This window comes from Ktedonobacter sp. SOSP1-52 (assembly GCF_016587395.1).
In genome coordinates, this window is sequence record NZ_BNJH01000005.1 from 463,368 (window position 1) to 479,675 (window position 16,308).

13 protein-coding genes are annotated in these 16,308 nt (G+C 54.8%); 4 read left to right on the forward strand and 9 right to left on the reverse strand.

What is annotated here, in order from left to right; translation table 11 throughout:
- Positions 1–29 precede the first annotated feature (29 nt).
- From JMJ16_RS42700 to JMJ16_RS42715, 4 genes are all read right to left on the reverse strand, one after another.
- Entirely contained in the window at positions 30–860 is an 831-nt protein-coding gene (locus tag JMJ16_RS42700) for an ABC transporter permease (RefSeq protein ID WP_201391517.1), read from the reverse strand.
- Positions 857–1,876 carry an ABC transporter ATP-binding protein gene (locus JMJ16_RS42705; RefSeq protein ID WP_201391519.1) on the reverse strand — a complete coding sequence of 340 codons (1,020 nt, stop codon included), beginning with the start codon at positions 1,874–1,876 and terminating at the stop codon, positions 857–859. Before JMJ16_RS42705 ends, JMJ16_RS42700 begins: the two co-directional genes overlap by 4 nt.
- Before the next feature lie 142 nt (positions 1,877–2,018).
- Complete coding sequence (locus JMJ16_RS42710) at positions 2,019–2,660, reverse strand: class I SAM-dependent methyltransferase (protein ID WP_201391522.1); 642 nt, start codon at positions 2,658–2,660, stop codon at positions 2,019–2,021.
- 425 nt (positions 2,661–3,085) lie between these two features.
- Complete coding sequence (locus JMJ16_RS42715; protein ID WP_201391524.1) at positions 3,086–6,328, reverse strand: LuxR C-terminal-related transcriptional regulator; 3,243 nt, start codon at positions 6,326–6,328, stop codon at positions 3,086–3,088.
- Between the two features lie 157 nt (positions 6,329–6,485).
- Here JMJ16_RS42715 and JMJ16_RS42720 point away from each other — a divergent pair, with 157 nt between their 5' ends.
- Positions 6,486–7,370 carry an AraC family transcriptional regulator gene (locus JMJ16_RS42720; RefSeq protein ID WP_201391526.1) on the forward strand — a complete coding sequence of 295 codons (885 nt, stop codon included), beginning with the start codon at positions 6,486–6,488 and terminating at the stop codon, positions 7,368–7,370.
- A 104-nt stretch (positions 7,371–7,474) separates the two neighbouring features.
- On the opposite strand, the gene JMJ16_RS56240 is transcribed toward JMJ16_RS42720, so the two are convergent.
- Both JMJ16_RS56240 and JMJ16_RS56245 read right to left on the reverse strand, forming a co-directional pair.
- Positions 7,475–8,095 (reverse strand): DNA glycosylase AlkZ-like family protein, encoded by a 621-nt coding sequence (locus JMJ16_RS56240; protein ID WP_307813389.1) that lies wholly within the window; start codon positions 8,093–8,095, stop codon positions 7,475–7,477.
- Positions 7,993–8,619: a DNA glycosylase AlkZ-like family protein gene (locus JMJ16_RS56245; RefSeq protein WP_201391531.1), complete on the reverse strand. Its 627-nt coding sequence runs from the start codon at positions 8,617–8,619 to the stop codon at positions 7,993–7,995. Before JMJ16_RS56245 ends, JMJ16_RS56240 begins: the two co-directional genes overlap by 103 nt.
- Positions 8,620–8,939: 320 nt before the next feature.
- Here JMJ16_RS56245 and JMJ16_RS42735 point away from each other — a divergent pair, with 320 nt between their 5' ends.
- On the forward strand, positions 8,940–9,914 hold the full coding sequence (locus tag JMJ16_RS42735; RefSeq protein ID WP_201391533.1) for a nitronate monooxygenase family protein: 975 nt from the start codon (positions 8,940–8,942) through the stop codon (positions 9,912–9,914).
- Positions 9,915–10,097: 183 nt separating this feature from the next.
- Complete coding sequence (locus JMJ16_RS42740; RefSeq protein ID WP_201391535.1) at positions 10,098–10,976, forward strand: transglutaminase-like domain-containing protein; 879 nt, start codon at positions 10,098–10,100, stop codon at positions 10,974–10,976.
- A 74-nt stretch (positions 10,977–11,050) separates the two neighbouring features.
- On the opposite strand, the gene JMJ16_RS42745 is transcribed toward JMJ16_RS42740, so the two are convergent.
- A complete protein-coding gene (locus tag JMJ16_RS42745; RefSeq protein ID WP_236601946.1) occupies positions 11,051–13,177 on the reverse strand; it encodes an ADP-ribosylglycohydrolase family protein in 2,127 nt (708 codons plus the stop codon).
- A gap of 318 nt (positions 13,178–13,495) precedes the next feature.
- Between JMJ16_RS42745 and JMJ16_RS42750 the strand changes: the two genes are divergently transcribed.
- The gene (locus tag JMJ16_RS42750; RefSeq protein WP_201391537.1) at positions 13,496–14,683 is read left to right on the forward strand and encodes a YCF48-related protein; all 1,188 of its coding nucleotides are present in this window, start codon (positions 13,496–13,498) and stop codon (positions 14,681–14,683) included.
- A 162-nt stretch (positions 14,684–14,845) separates the two neighbouring features.
- Here JMJ16_RS42750 and JMJ16_RS42755 read toward each other — a convergent pair whose 3' ends face one another.
- Together JMJ16_RS42755 and JMJ16_RS42760 are read right to left on the reverse strand one after the other, a co-directional pair.
- A complete protein-coding gene (locus JMJ16_RS42755) occupies positions 14,846–15,511 on the reverse strand; it encodes an HAD family phosphatase (RefSeq protein WP_201391539.1) in 666 nt (221 codons plus the stop codon).
- A gap of 47 nt (positions 15,512–15,558) precedes the next feature.
- Entirely contained in the window at positions 15,559–16,269 is a 711-nt protein-coding gene (locus JMJ16_RS42760) for a hypothetical protein (protein WP_201391541.1), read from the reverse strand.
- Positions 16,270–16,308: the final 39 nt, after the last annotated feature.

The following is a 16,308-nucleotide window of genomic DNA, read 5'->3' on the forward strand; positions in this document are numbered from 1 at the left end:
GATTGGTTCGTCTATGCCAAAATTTGATTTTAACGGTTGCGCTCGCGGCGCACAAAGAGGATGGTGCCGCTGACGAGGAAGATGGTGAAGAGAACCGCGATAATGGCCAGATTTATGAGCGGGTGGAGCAGGACGATCTGGTTGTACTCTGGCCTGCCCGCGTAGAAGATGCCGCGAACCAGGTCCACCGCGTAGCGCATGGGCGTAATCTCTGAGAGAAGGGTCAGGTACCAGGGAAGTCCACGGGTGGGCAGAAAGATGCCTGAGAGGAAGAATTGTGGGAATAGGAGAAAGGGCATAATCATATTCGCTGTCCTCTGATCGCTGAAGAGCGAGGTGAGCAGAGCACCAAACGCGCCGCCAAAGAGGCAGATGATCAAAGAGACGGGTATGACGAGGAGCAGGCTGGTGAGCGAGAGCGGAACACCAAAGAGGAGAGCGCCCAGCAGGACGAGAATGACTGCCTGCACCAGGGCGACAAGTGACTCACCAAAGATTTTGCCAAAGATGATGGTATAGCGCGAGATGGGGGCGATAAAGAGTTCCTGGCTAAAATCGCTCGTTCGGTCCTCGATTAGTGAGACCAGGCCGCTCATCGTGCTCTGGAAGAGCGACATGGCGAGCAAACCAGTCATGCTAAAGGTAATCAAATTATAGCCCGCCGCTTTCCCAAAATTGCCCTGAAGGGGACCTGCCAGCCCACCAACGAGAATAATGGGGAAAATGAGGGTAAAGACCAGGCGTATCGGGTCACGTAGGAAACGCATGACGTCGCGCCCAGCGATGGTCAGGATAGCATTCCAGTTGCGAGAGACGTTACTTCGTTGCTCTCTAGCAGGATGAATGACGGGATTGGTCATTTTGTGTGTTCCTCCGTTTGCTCCTCGATATATTCTTGTTTAATGATATGGATATAGGCATCCTCTAGCGAAGGGGTATGGGTTTGGACCATGCTCAAGGGTGTATCGATGCTCTTGAGGAGCTGGTGTACCTGCTGGTTTTCAAGGGCGATGGAGAAGAGGCCATCTTCTTTAAACGCAATATTTTTCGTGTGTAGCTCCACGCGTAGCTGCTCGCGCTCGTGCGCGTCGATGAAGAGCATAGGCTGTGTCAGGCTGGTTTTGATCTGCTGAGGGCTGCCAGCGCTAACAATCTGGCCGCGATTGATAATCAGGATGTTATCGGCCCCCTCGGCCTCTTCCAGGTAGTGAGTGGTAAGAAAGATGGTGGTCCCGCTCTCGGCGCGTACCTGGCGGAGATGATCCCATAGCTCGCGTCGACTCTCCGGGTCCAACCCGGTAGTAGGCTCATCCAGGAAGAGGACCTCGGGACGGTGGAGCAGGCTACGGACGATTTCGAGCTTGCGCTTCATACCTCCAGAGAACGTCTTGACGGGTTTGAAGAGGCTTTCTTCGATGCCCAGGAGATGAGCCAGCTCCTGTACCTGGGCGCGGTAAGTCTTTGGCATCAGGCGAAACAGGGGTCGGTAAGGGTAGAGACCATAGAGGGTCGCATGCAGGCGTATATTCTCTTCAGCGGTCAGGTTAAGATCGAGGCTGGGCTTCTGGAAGATAATGCCGATCTGGCTACGAATCAGGTGAGCCTGTGTTGCCAGGTCATAGCCCGCGATACGTATGGTGCCAGACGTGGGAGCCAGGGTCGTGGTCAGCATGGAGATGGTTGTGGTTTTGCCGGAGCCGTTGGGTCCCAGCAGGGCAAAGAGCGTGCCGGGCGCGACCGAAAAAGAGATTTGGTCGACGGCATTCTTTGTCGCCTTTTTATAGCGTTTTACCAGGTTCTCGACATTGATGATAGGTGTTTTTGTTGCGTGAGGGATATGGCTTGTATCGATAGGAACAAGTGTCTCTTGAGTCATATCTTATAGAACCTTTCCATGGAGGGGTACATCTAGCTCCCCTGCGCGATTGACTTGTTTTGAGTATAGCGATAAATAGGATGAAAGTGCATCATCCATCAAGACGATGCGAGGGATGATTTTTGTTTGAAGAGTTATGCTATTAGCCTCTGGCCAGTATTATCACCAGGGGCATCAACTCGCCTACGGGCGTGAGGTATTCAAGTCGTATATCCTGAAAACCAGCCTCCTGAACGGTTTGTACCGTGCTGCGGTTCCAGTGACAATTGCCCAGCAGGAGCCTGGTAAGGGGGGTAATCAAGTCCTGTAGCAGGGCGGGCATGCGTTTTTGGGCGCGCACATGCTCTATCATGAGGAGCTGGCCGCCAGGTTTGAGGATGCGGCGCATTTCTTGCAGGCCACGTAGGGGATTATTGACGGAGCAGAAGACCAGTGTGCAAACGATGCTGTCAAAGTATGCATCGGCGAAGGGAAGTTGCTCAACGTTGGCTTGCGTGAGGGTAACAGACACGGGTGCGCTTTGGGCGCGTGTGCGTGCATAGCTCAGCATCGAGCTATCAAGCTCAGTTGCCTCTACGCGCTCGACAAACTCGGGATCATAGCAGGCGAAGTTCAGACCGTTGCCCGCCCCCACTTCGAGCACCAGTCCTGCAGCCTGCCCGACAATTTTCTTACGCAACGGCTCCATATAGTCTTTCTCTGCTGTGCCTTGCGACATACGCTCATAATAGGAGGCGAAGAGACGCCGTAAAGGTGCAGGTGTGGAGAGACGCTCCTGGTTCATGCCTGGCAACCTCGCTTTCAGCTTAAGATATTGATGCTCACCTTCTAGAAGAATTACAACCCGTGTATAGTGTAATGCAAAGAGGGATATTCTACATCATCCTTTATGGTTATTTGCATGAACTAGCGTGGGTAATGCCGTTTCTCAGAATACCTGGTTCATACACAACTTTAGTGTGAAATGGTCGGTGCCTGCTTTCTCTGGAAGCGGAGACCAGTGAAATGATATAATTCCCAAAACCTCTTTGGGCTATCACTTGATAAAAGTGGCTCCTGAAGCCATTTCGCAGCGAGTTCATCGCATTATGACATGGATGAGGAGTTGCTGATGGAAGGGCCTGCTGTTCTGCCTCTTCTTCAAGGATTGCGTCTCACTGGGATTTATGTGAGAAACATCAGGTAACCATAATGGTTGTTTTTGAAGACTTAAAGGAGATGCAGCTGGCGGGCAAGCTCGCTGGCGGCATGGCGATTATTGACTTGTAGTTTGCGGTAGATGCTCTGGACCTGGGAGCGGATAGTATTGACAGAAACAATCAGTTCGCGGGCGATATCGGGGTTGGAGCGACCTGTTGCCAGCAGGCGTAGTACTCGCTGTTCCTGGCTCGTCAGTGGCTCATAGAGCGGTTCAAAGACGGGGGTCACAACAATGGACTGGCTGGCATCGTGTTGTGAAAAGGCCTGAATGAGTTGGCGCGCATAGTTTCGCAGTGGTTGAATATGGAGATGAGGAAGATTATCGCGCAGGAGAGTCACAAGCCTTTCGCCCTCATCAAGGAATGTGCGCCGGTAACCCTCAATATGTCCCTGCTTGAGCGCTTCCATGAGGGTTTGATGTGCCTGGGGGAGTTGCTTATGAGCTGCGTAGACCTGGGCCAGCAGTAATTTTATTTGCAGGGCGTGTCGTCCCCGGCCAGCCTCCTGAGCTGCGGAAAGCTGGATGTTTAGGAGATGTAGCGCGGCCTCATACTCATCCTGAGCAAGATGCAGGCGTGCCATGAGGAGTACGCTCTGTTCGCGCACCAGGACAAGCATATCCGGTGATGCTTGCATACTTTCTGAAGGGTGTTCTTGCATAGCGATCTCCCCTGGTGCTGGCAGTAAAGATGGTTCGGAAGATGTCGTTGTGGCGCAGGTACCTGGATGAGGTGTGAATTGGAACCAGTAATGCGCTGTGGCGATATCTCCCTGCGAGAGAAAGAGCTGGACAAGCCAGCTGCGTGCCTCATGATAGAAGTAGAGAGGCAGGCCCTCCGGGGTGTTGTGCACCTGAGCTAAAGCATTGGCCAGGCGCTCTATAGCCTGATCGGTTTCTCCCTGGGCATGCTCCAGCCGTGCCATAAGTAGCTCAACCAATGGCTGGAAGAAGTCCTGGGGGACCATTGGAAAGTTTTGGGCCAGGGCTGAGAATGCCTGAAGCTCGCGTTGTACACCGTCGAGGTCGTTCTTCTCATAGAGGACCTGGGCCAGGCCAAGGTGCGCGGCAAGGGCGACAGGACCATCTTCAAGGATAGTTCTCTTATGAATAAGCTGTTCAAACTGGTGGGCTGCCTGGCGTAGTTCACCAGTTTCATAGCAGATCATGCCTGTAAAAAGCGTAGTGCCATCTAGAATGTGCAAGCTATGGAGAACTTGCCAGCACTTGCCAACCTCCGCAATGAGCTGTCTAGCCTCGTTGAGTCGACCTGTTTGCAGGGCTTCGATTCCCAGAACCACCAGGCTCATGCCTCTCCATAAAGGCTCTGTTGCTGGGAGCCAGGCCAGGGCTTGCCTAGCCCAACTTACAGATTGCTCGCGCTTGCCTTGTTGGTAGGAGAAAAGAGCACGAAAGGCGAAGACCTGTCCAAGATGGGGAAGATCTTTACGTACGTGCCAGCCTTCTTCAGCCAGTTGCAACAGTATTTCTAGTTGTTCCACGAGGAATGGGTCTGGTTCCTCTTGCTCGTCGCGACCAAAGATGAGTGTTACGGCATAGCTTAAACAGAGTTGGGGAGAGCTTTGACGTATTTTTTCGGGTAGCTGCGTGAGCCAGCGGCGCAGAGTGTGAAACTCGCGAAATTCCTGTACGTGCAAGGCCTCTATATATTGCTCTATCAATCTCGCGGCCAGCTCGCTATCCTTAGCCTTCAATGCCGCTTCAATGCCTTCTGTAAGCAGGTCATATTCTGCGAACCAGTGGCTGGCCCTCTGATACAGTGTGCGTAGTTCATCCTCGCCCAGGCGCAGGCGCGCCTCATGCTGCATCGCCTCGGCGAAGAGGGCATGATAGCGGTACCACTCGCCTGTGCCATCGAGGGCCTCCAGAAAGAGGTTGGCCCGCGCAATACTTTCTAACAGGCTTGCGCTCTCTTGCTGACCGGTGACAGCCAGACAGAGAGGAACACTTAAGCGCGCCAGGATGCTCGTGCGTAGCAAGAAGTCTTGCAGCGGCTCGGGCTGAGCCTGGAGGACCTCACTGACAAAATAATCCCGAATGGAGCGGTGATTGCCGCGAAAGGTGGTAAGGATATACTCTATCTGTGTCTGTGTCTTGTGTCCCTGCAAGGAGAGCGCGAGCAGGCGTAATCCGGCGGCCCACCCCTCCAGGTGCGTATCGAGCGTAGCCAGGAGTTCCGTAGAGGGTGACGCTGGAATAATCGGCTGGAGGAATGCAGCCGTTTCCTCGGGTGAGAAGCGCAGGTCACTGGCATAAATAGAACTAATTTCGCCTCGTGAGCGCAGGCGAGTAAGCGAGAGTGGAGGCTCTGTGCGTGTCAGCAGCAGAATATGCAGCGTCTCAGGCAGATTAGCGAGGAGAAAGTCAAACGTCTCATGAATCCTTGCCTCAGTGATGACATGGTAGTCTTCTAAAACAAGCAGGCGATGTTGAGAGTGTTGCGCCACCTCGTTGAGGAAAGGAATGAGTAGCTCTTCGAAGGGACGCGCCGGGATGCCTGTTTGAGGTGAGGGGAGGTTTAGAGGAAGAATATATGGTTCGGGAAGGGAGTGCCAGCCCTGGCAAGCGCGCAGGACATAGCGCCAGAAGCGAGCTGGATCATTATCATTCATGTCTAGCGAGACCCAGGCTGCCTCAGATAGGAAGTCATTTTGCGCAAGCCAGGAGGTGACGAGCGTCGTTTTGCCCGAGCCAGCGGGCGCGATAAGCAATGTGAGCTTGTATGCTGACCAGCCATCGAGGCGCTTAAATAAGCGTGGTCGCTCCACCAGTTCCAGGGGGAGGCGTGGCGGACGCAACTTGGTATCCAGTAATAGCTGATCCTGCTTCGATGGAGCTTGTTGGGAGTGCTGAGATGCTGTTATGGGTTTATCAACCATGTGCCCATTGGAGGTGATAGGGGTATCTGGGGGAGAGAGAAAGCTTTCTGCAATGTTTTCCAGATGGCCTATGGAGAGATCGGCCGTGCGGCCAAGATAACGTTTGCTCGTTCGACCCTGGGATGAGCGATAAGCATACCAGTAGGGGCCATTGCGTTGAATATTCTCTTTGCGCGCCGTAAAGTGAGCGCCAGTGTAGCTGTAAAAGGCAAAAGAGCTGATATCAACCAGCTTATGTAGCAGATCGGAATGTTCAAGAGTCTGGCCACCCGATTGAGAGCATCCCTGGTCGAGAAGTTCATATTTTTGTGCTTGAGGAGACCAACGCAGGAGGTAGGGAGCCTGTTTGGGCATGTGTGCTCCTTTAGGGAAATACGGTATTACCTAAAACCATTATCTATCATCCAATATATTACCACATCTTTGCTTTTAGGTAATACGTATGAACACGGATCGCATGATATAATTTGCAGAGAATCCATTGTCTTCCTATAGCAGAGAGACATGAGTCGTGAAGAAGTTTCAGCATGATGATGCCAGGCCATATCAGGCTTTTGATGTGCCGCCAGAACATATTGTACAGTCGAGTAGGGGGCGGGATTGGAATGGCTTTGATATCGCGGATGTCGTGCATCCCGATGATGACTTTGTCTTGCCCGCGCTGCCAAGACATGTGCTAGTAATCAACCTGAGTGCCGCTACCGAGGCTCAGGAACGGCTTGCCGGGCGCCAGGGGCAACTGGGAACAGGCAGCTTGACAATTCTACCCGCGGGCGCACCAAGCACATGGCACCTGGATAGTCCCGAGGAGGTGCGCCACCTGCATCTCTACCTGCCTCCAGCTCTACTCAAGGGGGTTGCCGCCGAGATTGATCTCAATCCCGAACGCATAGAGCTTATTGACGAGATTGGCGTAAGTGATCCCCAAATCGAGGCACTGGCGCTCGCATTCTTGAGGGAACTCCATACTAATGACCTCGGCGGTAGGCTGTATATCGATTCCTTGACGAATCTCTTTATCCTGCATCTGCTAAGGCAGCATTCTTCAGTAAAGTTGCCCACAAAAACACAGCGCCATTGCCTATCTTCACGTCATCTCAAACGTGTACAGGCTTATATTGAAGAGCGCCTCGCGACCGATCTTACTCTCGCCGAGCTCGCGGCCCAGATTCATCTTAGCCCTTATTACTTCGCGCGCCTTTTTAAGGAAGCTACTGGCCTCTCTCCCCACCAGTATGTGCTCCAGCGCCGCGTAGAGCGCGCCAAAGTCTTGCTCACCACCACTGACTGGTCTGTGCTCTCTATCGCTCACAGCGTGGGCTTCGCCAATGAGAGCCACCTGGCCCAGTACTTTAAGCGCCTCACTGGTCTCTCGCCAAAACAGTACCGGCGCTAAATTGTAGGGTTCAAGCTGGCTTGGACTCGCCCGGCCCACAGGCCGGCACCCAGGCGCTGAGCAGGTCGCTTCGCTCGAACTCTGTCGAGCCAGCTCCAAGATCGCTAAAACTGGGAAGATGAGGGAGATTCATATTCCAGTAAGACCTTCTTCCCGAAGAGGTCACTGAGCCGTTCCGCTTCGGCTTCAATCCCTTTTCGGATCGAGGCGGTGGATGAGGAGAACAGGTTCACCTTGACGACGGTTTGCGAGCGTCGGATTGTAGAGCGCCAGACTCCTTGTATGGAACCGTTGATCAGAATGACCGCAAAGGTCCACCCTTGAAGGTTGAAGACCTGGCGCTTGTAGGCTTGAGCGAGCAGGGGTTCGCAACCGCGCGGCGCCGCCCCGATCGTATAGGCATCGAATAAGGGGAGCAGGTGGATCTGCTCTGCTGGTTCAACGCTTTGGATGAGCGGAAGGGTCGCACGCAGGGCGAAGGCTCGCCACCCTTCTACCTCTACTTCTTCCAACTCCTCTTCTATCGATTGGAAGAGTTTTTTTGCGAGGGTTTTCCCACATCCCCACCAAAAAGCAAAATCGTCTGCGGTCGCGGGGCCATATGCTCGCAGATATCGACGGGCTATTTCCTGAAGCGCCAGCTTGGGCTCGATTGGCTGCCATTTCCCAATCCATCCTCGGGGTTCATGAAGGTGACCGTCTTCCCCTGGCCTGGCCCGAAACAGAGATCTCCGCGATAGGCCGATGGCTTCAAGGGAGACCCCCAGCTCTCAGAGAGGATCAAGTCGCGCACGCGAGCAGCACCCGTATGCTTCGCAACAGCGTCAGCGAGTTGCAGACGAGTCATTGGTCCCTGCTCCAAAACATGCGGGATAGCCAAGAGATAGGCCTCCTGTTGCTCTATTGAGAGGCCGAACTCAGCGAAATAATTCGACCAGCTCGCAGTATGCTGCCAGTCACGCGCCGCTACATACAGAGGGAGTTCTCTTGCAGAGAGTAAGTGTAATGTGCCACGCATGGCCCAGGTCCTCACCAGGGTGTGGTCCTGGAAGATCGCAGCTTTGACATCATGTGGAGAGAGTCCTTCCACACGGGTACACAATGCCAGCTCGGCAGCAGACATCACCTGTGCCTGAATCCCACCAGTGCGCGTCACCGCCTGAACGAAATCCTGCGAGGAGAAACGCGGGGAGAGGCCATGTTGCGACAAACGCCAGGCATGCACCTGGCGCCATTTCAATACTCTCATCTTCGCTCCTTTCAATGCCACCAATGCTTTTACATTAATCTTCAATCACAGTGTACTGGTTCATGCGGTCAGAATACGTCCTCAAAAGAGGGGTTGTGCCCAAGAGAGGAGGTTGAAGAAAAAAAGAAGACTTCTTCGTGTTGGAAACAGATCAGTGTCCTACAGACTTGGTGAATAGACCATTTAGAGTGCAAGAATATGATGGAAAGGCGCAAGAATATAGCGGTCTTTTCCCTCCAACTGCAATATAGTAGGAGCAAGATAAGTAGTCTGGCGAGTTGAGAAAGAACGGTTCGCCAGTAAGAGTGAGGAGATTACTTATGCTACATACGCATCTTACAACCTGCTGGAAGTTAAGCTATCCCATCGTTGGTGCGCCAATGGCGTATGTGGGCAAAGGGCGCCTGGCACGAGCGGTGAGCGAGGCGGGCGGCCTGGGCATGCTTGGTATTGGGAGCAAGGACTCTGTGGAGTATATCGCTCGCGAGGCACAGATCGCGCGTGGAGACGACCAGGGACGCTTTGGTATTGGCCTGTTGGCCTGGTCCCTTGCGTCAAGGCCGGAACAGTTGGAGGCGGTGCTGGCGGCTCGCCCCTTCCTTATCTCTATCTCGTTTGGCTCGCTTGCTCCCTATGCTGCACGTATCAAGCAGGAGGGTGTGCTGCTTGCCTCCCAGGTGCATTCGCGGGAGGAGGCCCTGGCGGCAGTACAAGATGGAGCGGACCTGCTTGTGGTGCAGGGGACAGAGGCCGGAGGCCATACTGGGCATGTGAGCACGCTGCCTCTGCTCCAAAGTATTTTGGATGCTGTTGAAGTGCCTATCATCGCCGCCGGGGGCATAGCGACGCCGCGTGGAGTGGCGGCAGCCCTGGCCGCTGGCGCGGAGGGTGTCTGGATCGGAACCTGTCTGCTGGTCTCGCCGGAGTGTGATACTACTGAGGATGCACGCTCACGTATTATCGCGGCGCAGGAGAGCGAGACCGTGCTTACCCGCGCCTTCGATGTGGCGCAGGGCTTTGCCTGGCCCCCTGAGTATCCTGGTCGCGCTTTGCGGAACAGCTTCAGTGAGCAGTGGCATGAACGCGTAGATGCGCTGGTAAAGGATCAGGAGGCGCAGCAACAACTGAGGGAAGCGGTCGCGCGCAAGGATTACGACCTGGCCCAGATTTATGCAGGAGAGGCTGTAGGCCTGGTAAGGCAACGCCTTCCCGCGGGCGAGATCGTCCGTCGCCTGGGCGAGGGGACGGAACAGCTTTTGCGTGAGCGATATGCTGCCCTTTTAGGGGAAGCGTGATACACAAAGCACAACTTTATCTGTAACCACCGCCAGGCGATTGTTTTGCTTATAGACATAGGAATTAGCAGGGGACATTCCGTTCTTGTACATAATTTGACAAAAGATGTCAGTTGATGGACGCTATGCTGGAATGCCAGGAGAACATATGTCTCTTGGCATTTGCTGAAAGGAAGAGCGTTTATGGCTGGAAACGACCAGGTATTGGTGTATTATCGCGAGCAGAGCGCTTTGACGGACCCAGGCAAGTATGCTTATCTCTATGCCGACCTTCCACGTGATATGGCTGGCCTGGTGAGTGTGGTGCAGGGACTGCTGATTCCACCTTATACAGAATTGTTGCGTGAGGGTTATGGGCTTGGAGCAGGCGAGATTGATAACGCGCTCTTTGGAGAGCGGCGTACCGAGGCTTTGCTGGCGCGTATCCTGCGGCGCAGACCAGAGCCTTTGACTATGCGGCGACCGCCAGTAGATCGTATTGGCATGATCTGCCGTAATTTCGCCGTGTTGCTGGTCTCTATGCTGCGCTACCAGGGGGTGCCCGCACGGGCGCGAGTCGGATTTGGTGGTTACTTCCGTTCACCCTACGCCGCTGATCATCGCCTCGCAGAGTACTGGGATGCAACCCAGGAGCGCTGGGTGCGCGTGGACCCGATGATCGACGAGGTTCAGCAACGCGGTCGGGATATGGGTTTCAACCTGCTGGATATGAAGGCAGGCGATCCCTTCTGGCTGGCGGGTGAGGTCTGGCGGCGCTGCCGCGCAGGCGAGCTTGAGCCGTGGGACTTTGGCGATAGCGACGTGGACAGGGGCATGCCACCCATCCGTTATGCCCTCCTGCAAGACTTTGCCTATTTGAACAAGCTCGAAATGCTGGGGAATGACGACTGGGGCGCGTTAATTACAAAGCCCGAGGCGGAACTAACACGCGAAGACCTGGACCTGCTTGACCGTATCGCCCTCCTGACAGAGAACGCCGACACCCACTTCGATGAGTTACGAACGTCCTTTCCCCAGACAGCCTATGGCCGGGCTGTGCTAGAGAGCATAGCAAAAGTATAAGCCCCTGAGTAGCCGCGTACGCCAGTAGCGGGCGCCCGCTACTGGCGTACGCGGCTACTTATGCTTACCGTCAACTAAGAAGAGGCTGGCTGAATACGAACAGCATCGCAGCCAACGCGGCCTTCCTGGCAGATGAGTGCGATAGCTCCACCCTCCAGGAGATTCTCTGTATCCTGGAGATCAAAGAGGGGTTGCTCGTTGATCCAGGCCTGGATGTGTGTTCCCTGCACCTGCAAGCTTAGTGCGTAAGCCTGATAGAGTTTCCAGGGGAATGACGTTTCGGCCAGCACGTGTTCTCCGTCCAGAACTTTGACCAGTTGGGCCTGCCCTGAGCGAGTCAGCAGGAGGGCATAGTAGCGCTGGAGGCCCTGTACGCACGCGGCCAGACCAAAGGCTTCGGCCAGGTGGGGCGTGAAGGTCGTGCTGATGCGGTAGTCTTGCCAGTCACGTGTCCCTTGAATGAGCAGACCCCTTCCGGTGTTTTGCACCAGGCGAAAGGACTCTGCTGCCCATGGCTCAAACTGGTCGACAGCGTTCGTCCAGGCGCGATGCCACATCTGTCCTTGCCGAACGGGACGTGTCAGGGTTGTTATGGGTGCTCCCCGCCAGTCCAGGCTCTCCAGATAGACTCGCCCTGGATTGCCGCTTGCTTCGTTCCGTAGGATAAGGCCGATCTCCATGATGGGTTCACCTGCTGTATCAGGAATTTGCCATGTCATGACTTGCTTTGCCTGTGGTTCCAGCGCAATAATCGGCCCCCAATACGTTTCTAGCTGATCCTCTGTCCCATAAGTACGCACGAAAAGCTGGACGCTTATAGGAGCTATATTCGCCTGGTCGGCCAAAAGGTGCGCTTCTACAACCTGGCCAGCATAGAACGTGGGTGAGGCCAGAAGCTCATAGCCGGGCATATCCTGTGCAGAGGGTGGAATAAATGTTGACGTTGCCAGCGAGGTCTCCCGCTCACCCTGATAATGAATGGCCAGGCAGCGTTGCGCGCTATTTAGAGGATGGACAACGTTGCTGAGGATTGCGTTCGTTTCCTCTCCTCCAAGTTGAAAGCCTTGCAAGGAGCCGGGCAGCGAGAAGTTAAAGCGTGGCGGGAGGGTGAAAGGAAGACCGCGTAGTGCATGCGCCATGCTGGCAAGCTGATAAGTTACCTGGACAGCGTCAGAGATGCAACTTCCTCCATCGGCGGTCGGCAGGTAGAGGCGGTCTGCCACGGGACCGCGCCAGTCGGGGCCAGCCTCCAGAGTTTTCAAACCATTTTTGATGGCTAGCAGACAGCCAACATTGCCCGAGTTACAGTCGGTATCCCAGCCACAGGTATTGACGATCATCAGCGAGCGCTGGAAGTCGTCGTCTCCATACAACAGTGCGAGGATGATGAGGGCATGATTGGGAATGACGTGGCAGCCACCACCGTAGCGATCATAGCCGTAACGAGCTACGATGCGCTCACGCGTCCTGCGCCAATCACCATCCTCCTGGTGCCAGGCACGGATGTCCTGGATCATCCTGGCTACAAGCGAGGTCGAGGGAATAAAGGAGAGCCCAATATCAAGGAGCGTGTCCAGGTCATGCTCAATGAAGGCTGCCGCCTCCATTGCCGCGATTACCTGCGCAGCGTAGACAGCCTCACCATCATGGCTCACGCTTCCAGCCTTACGGGCCAGTTCCGCCGCCAGCACTGGATCACCCGGCGCGACCATCCCCCAACCATCGATAAAGATTTGCGCGCCGATCTGCTCGGCGACGACCTGGCCATTTAGCTTGCTGGAGCCACTTTCTGGAGCCTGGATGCCAGCTTTGAGCCGCAGATAGGTCGTATGCTCGGTAGAGGTTCCCATTCCACCCCACCAGAGGATTGTGCGCTGCTCTATAATGTAGTTAAGCCACGTTTGTCCGATCTGGGCTGCGCTAAGATCAGGCGAGTTGCCATAATCGGCGAGGGCGCGCACAAAGGTAAAGGTACCAGAGAGATCATCGTCAGTCACTATGAGTGGAACGCCCAGTTTATCATGAACATAGTAGTTGATCTCGCCTAGCTCTTGCGCGATATGCTCATAGGTCCAGCCCTCAAAGGGCCGCCCCAGGTAGACGCCGATTATCTTGCCCAGCACCCCGGCATAAACCCGTTCTATATAATCGGGTGGAAGTTCTTGCAGTGGAAAGCGCTCGTTATCTTGGTGCATCGTCATCGCCATCATTTCTATCCTTGTTTTAAATAAGGCATAGGGAGAACGTGATTCTTGAGCTTTATTATAGAACGCAATTGAAATGATTGTATAGGCTGATTCATACCTGTGCCTAGCTTTTCAATGCTCGCGAGAACGGGGCGGATACTCTTTCTCGCGAGCGCCTTCGCGCCGCAGGCGCGAGACGAAAGAGAGTTCGAAAGTTGCGCGCAACTTTTGATAATCCTCTGGCATTATAGTAAGTGTGCAATTCAAATTACTCTACCATGTTTTGTGTAAGCATAGAGTGGATAAAAAATACAGGTCACGACGGAGTGCACTATGCGCAAAAAAAGTATATTCTCAACTATTGGTATGGTTTCAGCTCTGGCTGCGCTTCTTTTGCTCGCGGCATGTGACAGTGGTGGAACAATCTCGGCGTCTTCTACCGCAACACCAACCTTATCAACTACTCAAACGCCTGCTACCTCGGAGACACCCGGGACTAACAGCACGCAGACCGCTACACTGCCCTCTTCGGTCAAAGGGCCACTGACCGCCATTCGCATGCTTACAACGCAGCAAGGGTGGGCTATGACGTCCAATGCGATCCTCAAAACAACTGATGGTGGGAAGAACTGGACGAATGTAACACCGCCTAATGCACCTGGTTACCAGGTCGCACGAGGAACCTTTATTGACAATCTCTATGCCTGGGTTGTTAGCGCTCAGGAGACCCAGAACAAGGTCATCATCCAGCATACGACCGATGGCGGGCAGACCTGGAGCAGCCTAACGCTCGATGTCCAGGACCCTGCGGGCGTTGATATGTTGCATTTTAGCGGCAACGAAGGCTGGTTTGAGGCTATCACCTCTCCTGGAGCTGGGAGCCAGGGTGCTTACATCTTCCGGACGACTGATGCGGGTCAGACCTGGAAGCTCATATCCCAGGCTGGAAGGAATGGTTTGCCGCTTGGTGGCTTCAAGTCAGGTCTCTCCTTTAAAGACGCGAGCACTGTCTATGCTACGATTCGCAGTACGACTGGTCAGCCAACTGATCCGGGCCTCTATGTCTCCCGCGATGGCGGTTTTACCTGGCAGGAACAGCAATTGACTCCTCCGGCTGGTCTTACTGTCCAGCAGATAGGCACAACGCCTCCCATCTTCTTTGGAAATACCGGTCTCTTGCCTGTCTATATCACCACACCGGATGGACATGCCCACCTGGTTCTGTATCACAGCAATGACGGTGGCTCATCCTGGTTCCCGACCCTACCTATCGAAACGAGCGCCGATAGCACCTATGTTGCCGATACCTCCCACGCCTGGGCCTCTGATTGGCAGAGTGGTAAGCTCTTCTATACTACCGATGGCGGCAAGAGTTGGCAGACGGCCTTAGTTCGCCCTGGCAAGCTCAAAGAAATGAGCTTTGCCGATGCGAATAATGGCTGGGCCGTCACAGAGAGCCAGCTCCTACATACCTGGGATGGTGGCAAAACCTGGGGCAACATCTCCTACACCAATCAATAGCATTACATCTTAGAGCGCACCCGGCAGCACACAAGCTGCCGGGTGCGCTCTAATAGGCACTTGAGGCTGAGCGCAGCGATAAAACCCACTATCAACCTGTGCGCTTCGGCAGTGCTGTTCGCTCCACGAAAGGAACGTGCAGTGCTGTTCCCACACAGAGTGTCAGCGCCCCAGCTCCCTGCTCAACCTCGGGAGGGAGCACTGGACGGTTACCATGGTGAAGTCTGGGATGACGTACCTCGCTCCTGCTGCAAGCAAGGGAGAGGCAAGCGCCTCCGGGCGCACGCCAATGCACAGCGCTCCCGCAACACGAGCTGCCTGGACCCCGCCAGGCGCATCCTCAAATACTATGCAGGAGGAGGCTGGGCGTTTGAGCAGGTGAGCCGCGCGCAGATATCCTTCGGGGTCTGGTTTCCCCCTGCGCATGTCTTCTGCGCTCACCTGGACCGCAAACAGGCCAGCGAGACCCAGTTGAGCCAGGACGGTCTCGACTTTCCAGCGCTGGCCACTCGTTACCAGGGCTGTCGGAATCTGCGCGGCGTGCAACGCCCGTAAGAGCGCCCCCACGCCTGAGACTTCCTGATACACCGCCTGCTGTTCTGCGGCCTGGAGTTCTTGCAAGATAGCGTCTTTCTGCTGCCCGCTCAGGTGGGCAAACAGCATCTCCAGCGTTTCGGAGGCTCTCCGTCCATAGACAGACCGATCCAGATCTTCCGTGGTGAGTTCACATCTGTACCTGGCTGCGATCTGTTGCCAGAATGTGGTTACGGCGAGCTGCGTATCCACAACCACGCCATCAAGATCAAAGAGAATGGCTTCATAGCTCATAGGCACTGTCCTGCCTGCCTTTCTCGCACTGTGATGGGCGATAGATGCTAGCGGAGGGAGGATGTCGCGCCGATTTCCACGAAATATGCCGTCGTGTCCAGGCGGCCCGCGCCGGTAAAGACTTCCGCGCCAGCCTCCACGCTGATGAGATATTGCGAAGTGCTCAACCCACGTTCGACGAGATAGTCAAAGAATTCGCGCAAGTCGAGCGCCTGTGAAGTGGTATTGGAGGTGCGGAGAAACGAATGGACCGGCCAGCCACACTGAGGCAGAGAACCCTCCCATAGCTCCCAGGTAGTCCCGCCAAGCGCGATGGAGGTCTGTTTTGTGCCGATTGGACGAATATCACCACTTTGATAGAGCCAGATCATAATCTCATGATCGGCGTTGGCATTACCCAGGTGCGGGTCGGAGGAGAGCCAGAGGTCATATGACACATTGAGACTCCCAGGAGTTGTCTCTTGCAGGTGGAAATCCCAGGACGTCTGGACATTGCGGTGCTCGCAAAGCTGGAGAGGCAAGCCGGTGCCAGAGAGTTTCCAGCCCCAGTGCCATCCAAGCACTGCGCAATTGTAGGATTTCACGGTATCGACTGGCCCGCTCCAGTCCCAACTGGTGCCCCAGGCAATGGCCGCATCGCTCTGCGACGTATCCCAGAGGTATTGCGAACCGGACCCGGTTTCGGCTCCCCAGAGATTGCTGTTGAGCCAGTATTTGCCCAAGGTGAACGAGTCACCGTCCTTGTGCAATTGTGTCATGCTATCCTCCTTGTGTTCTAGTGTGTGAAAAACACATCT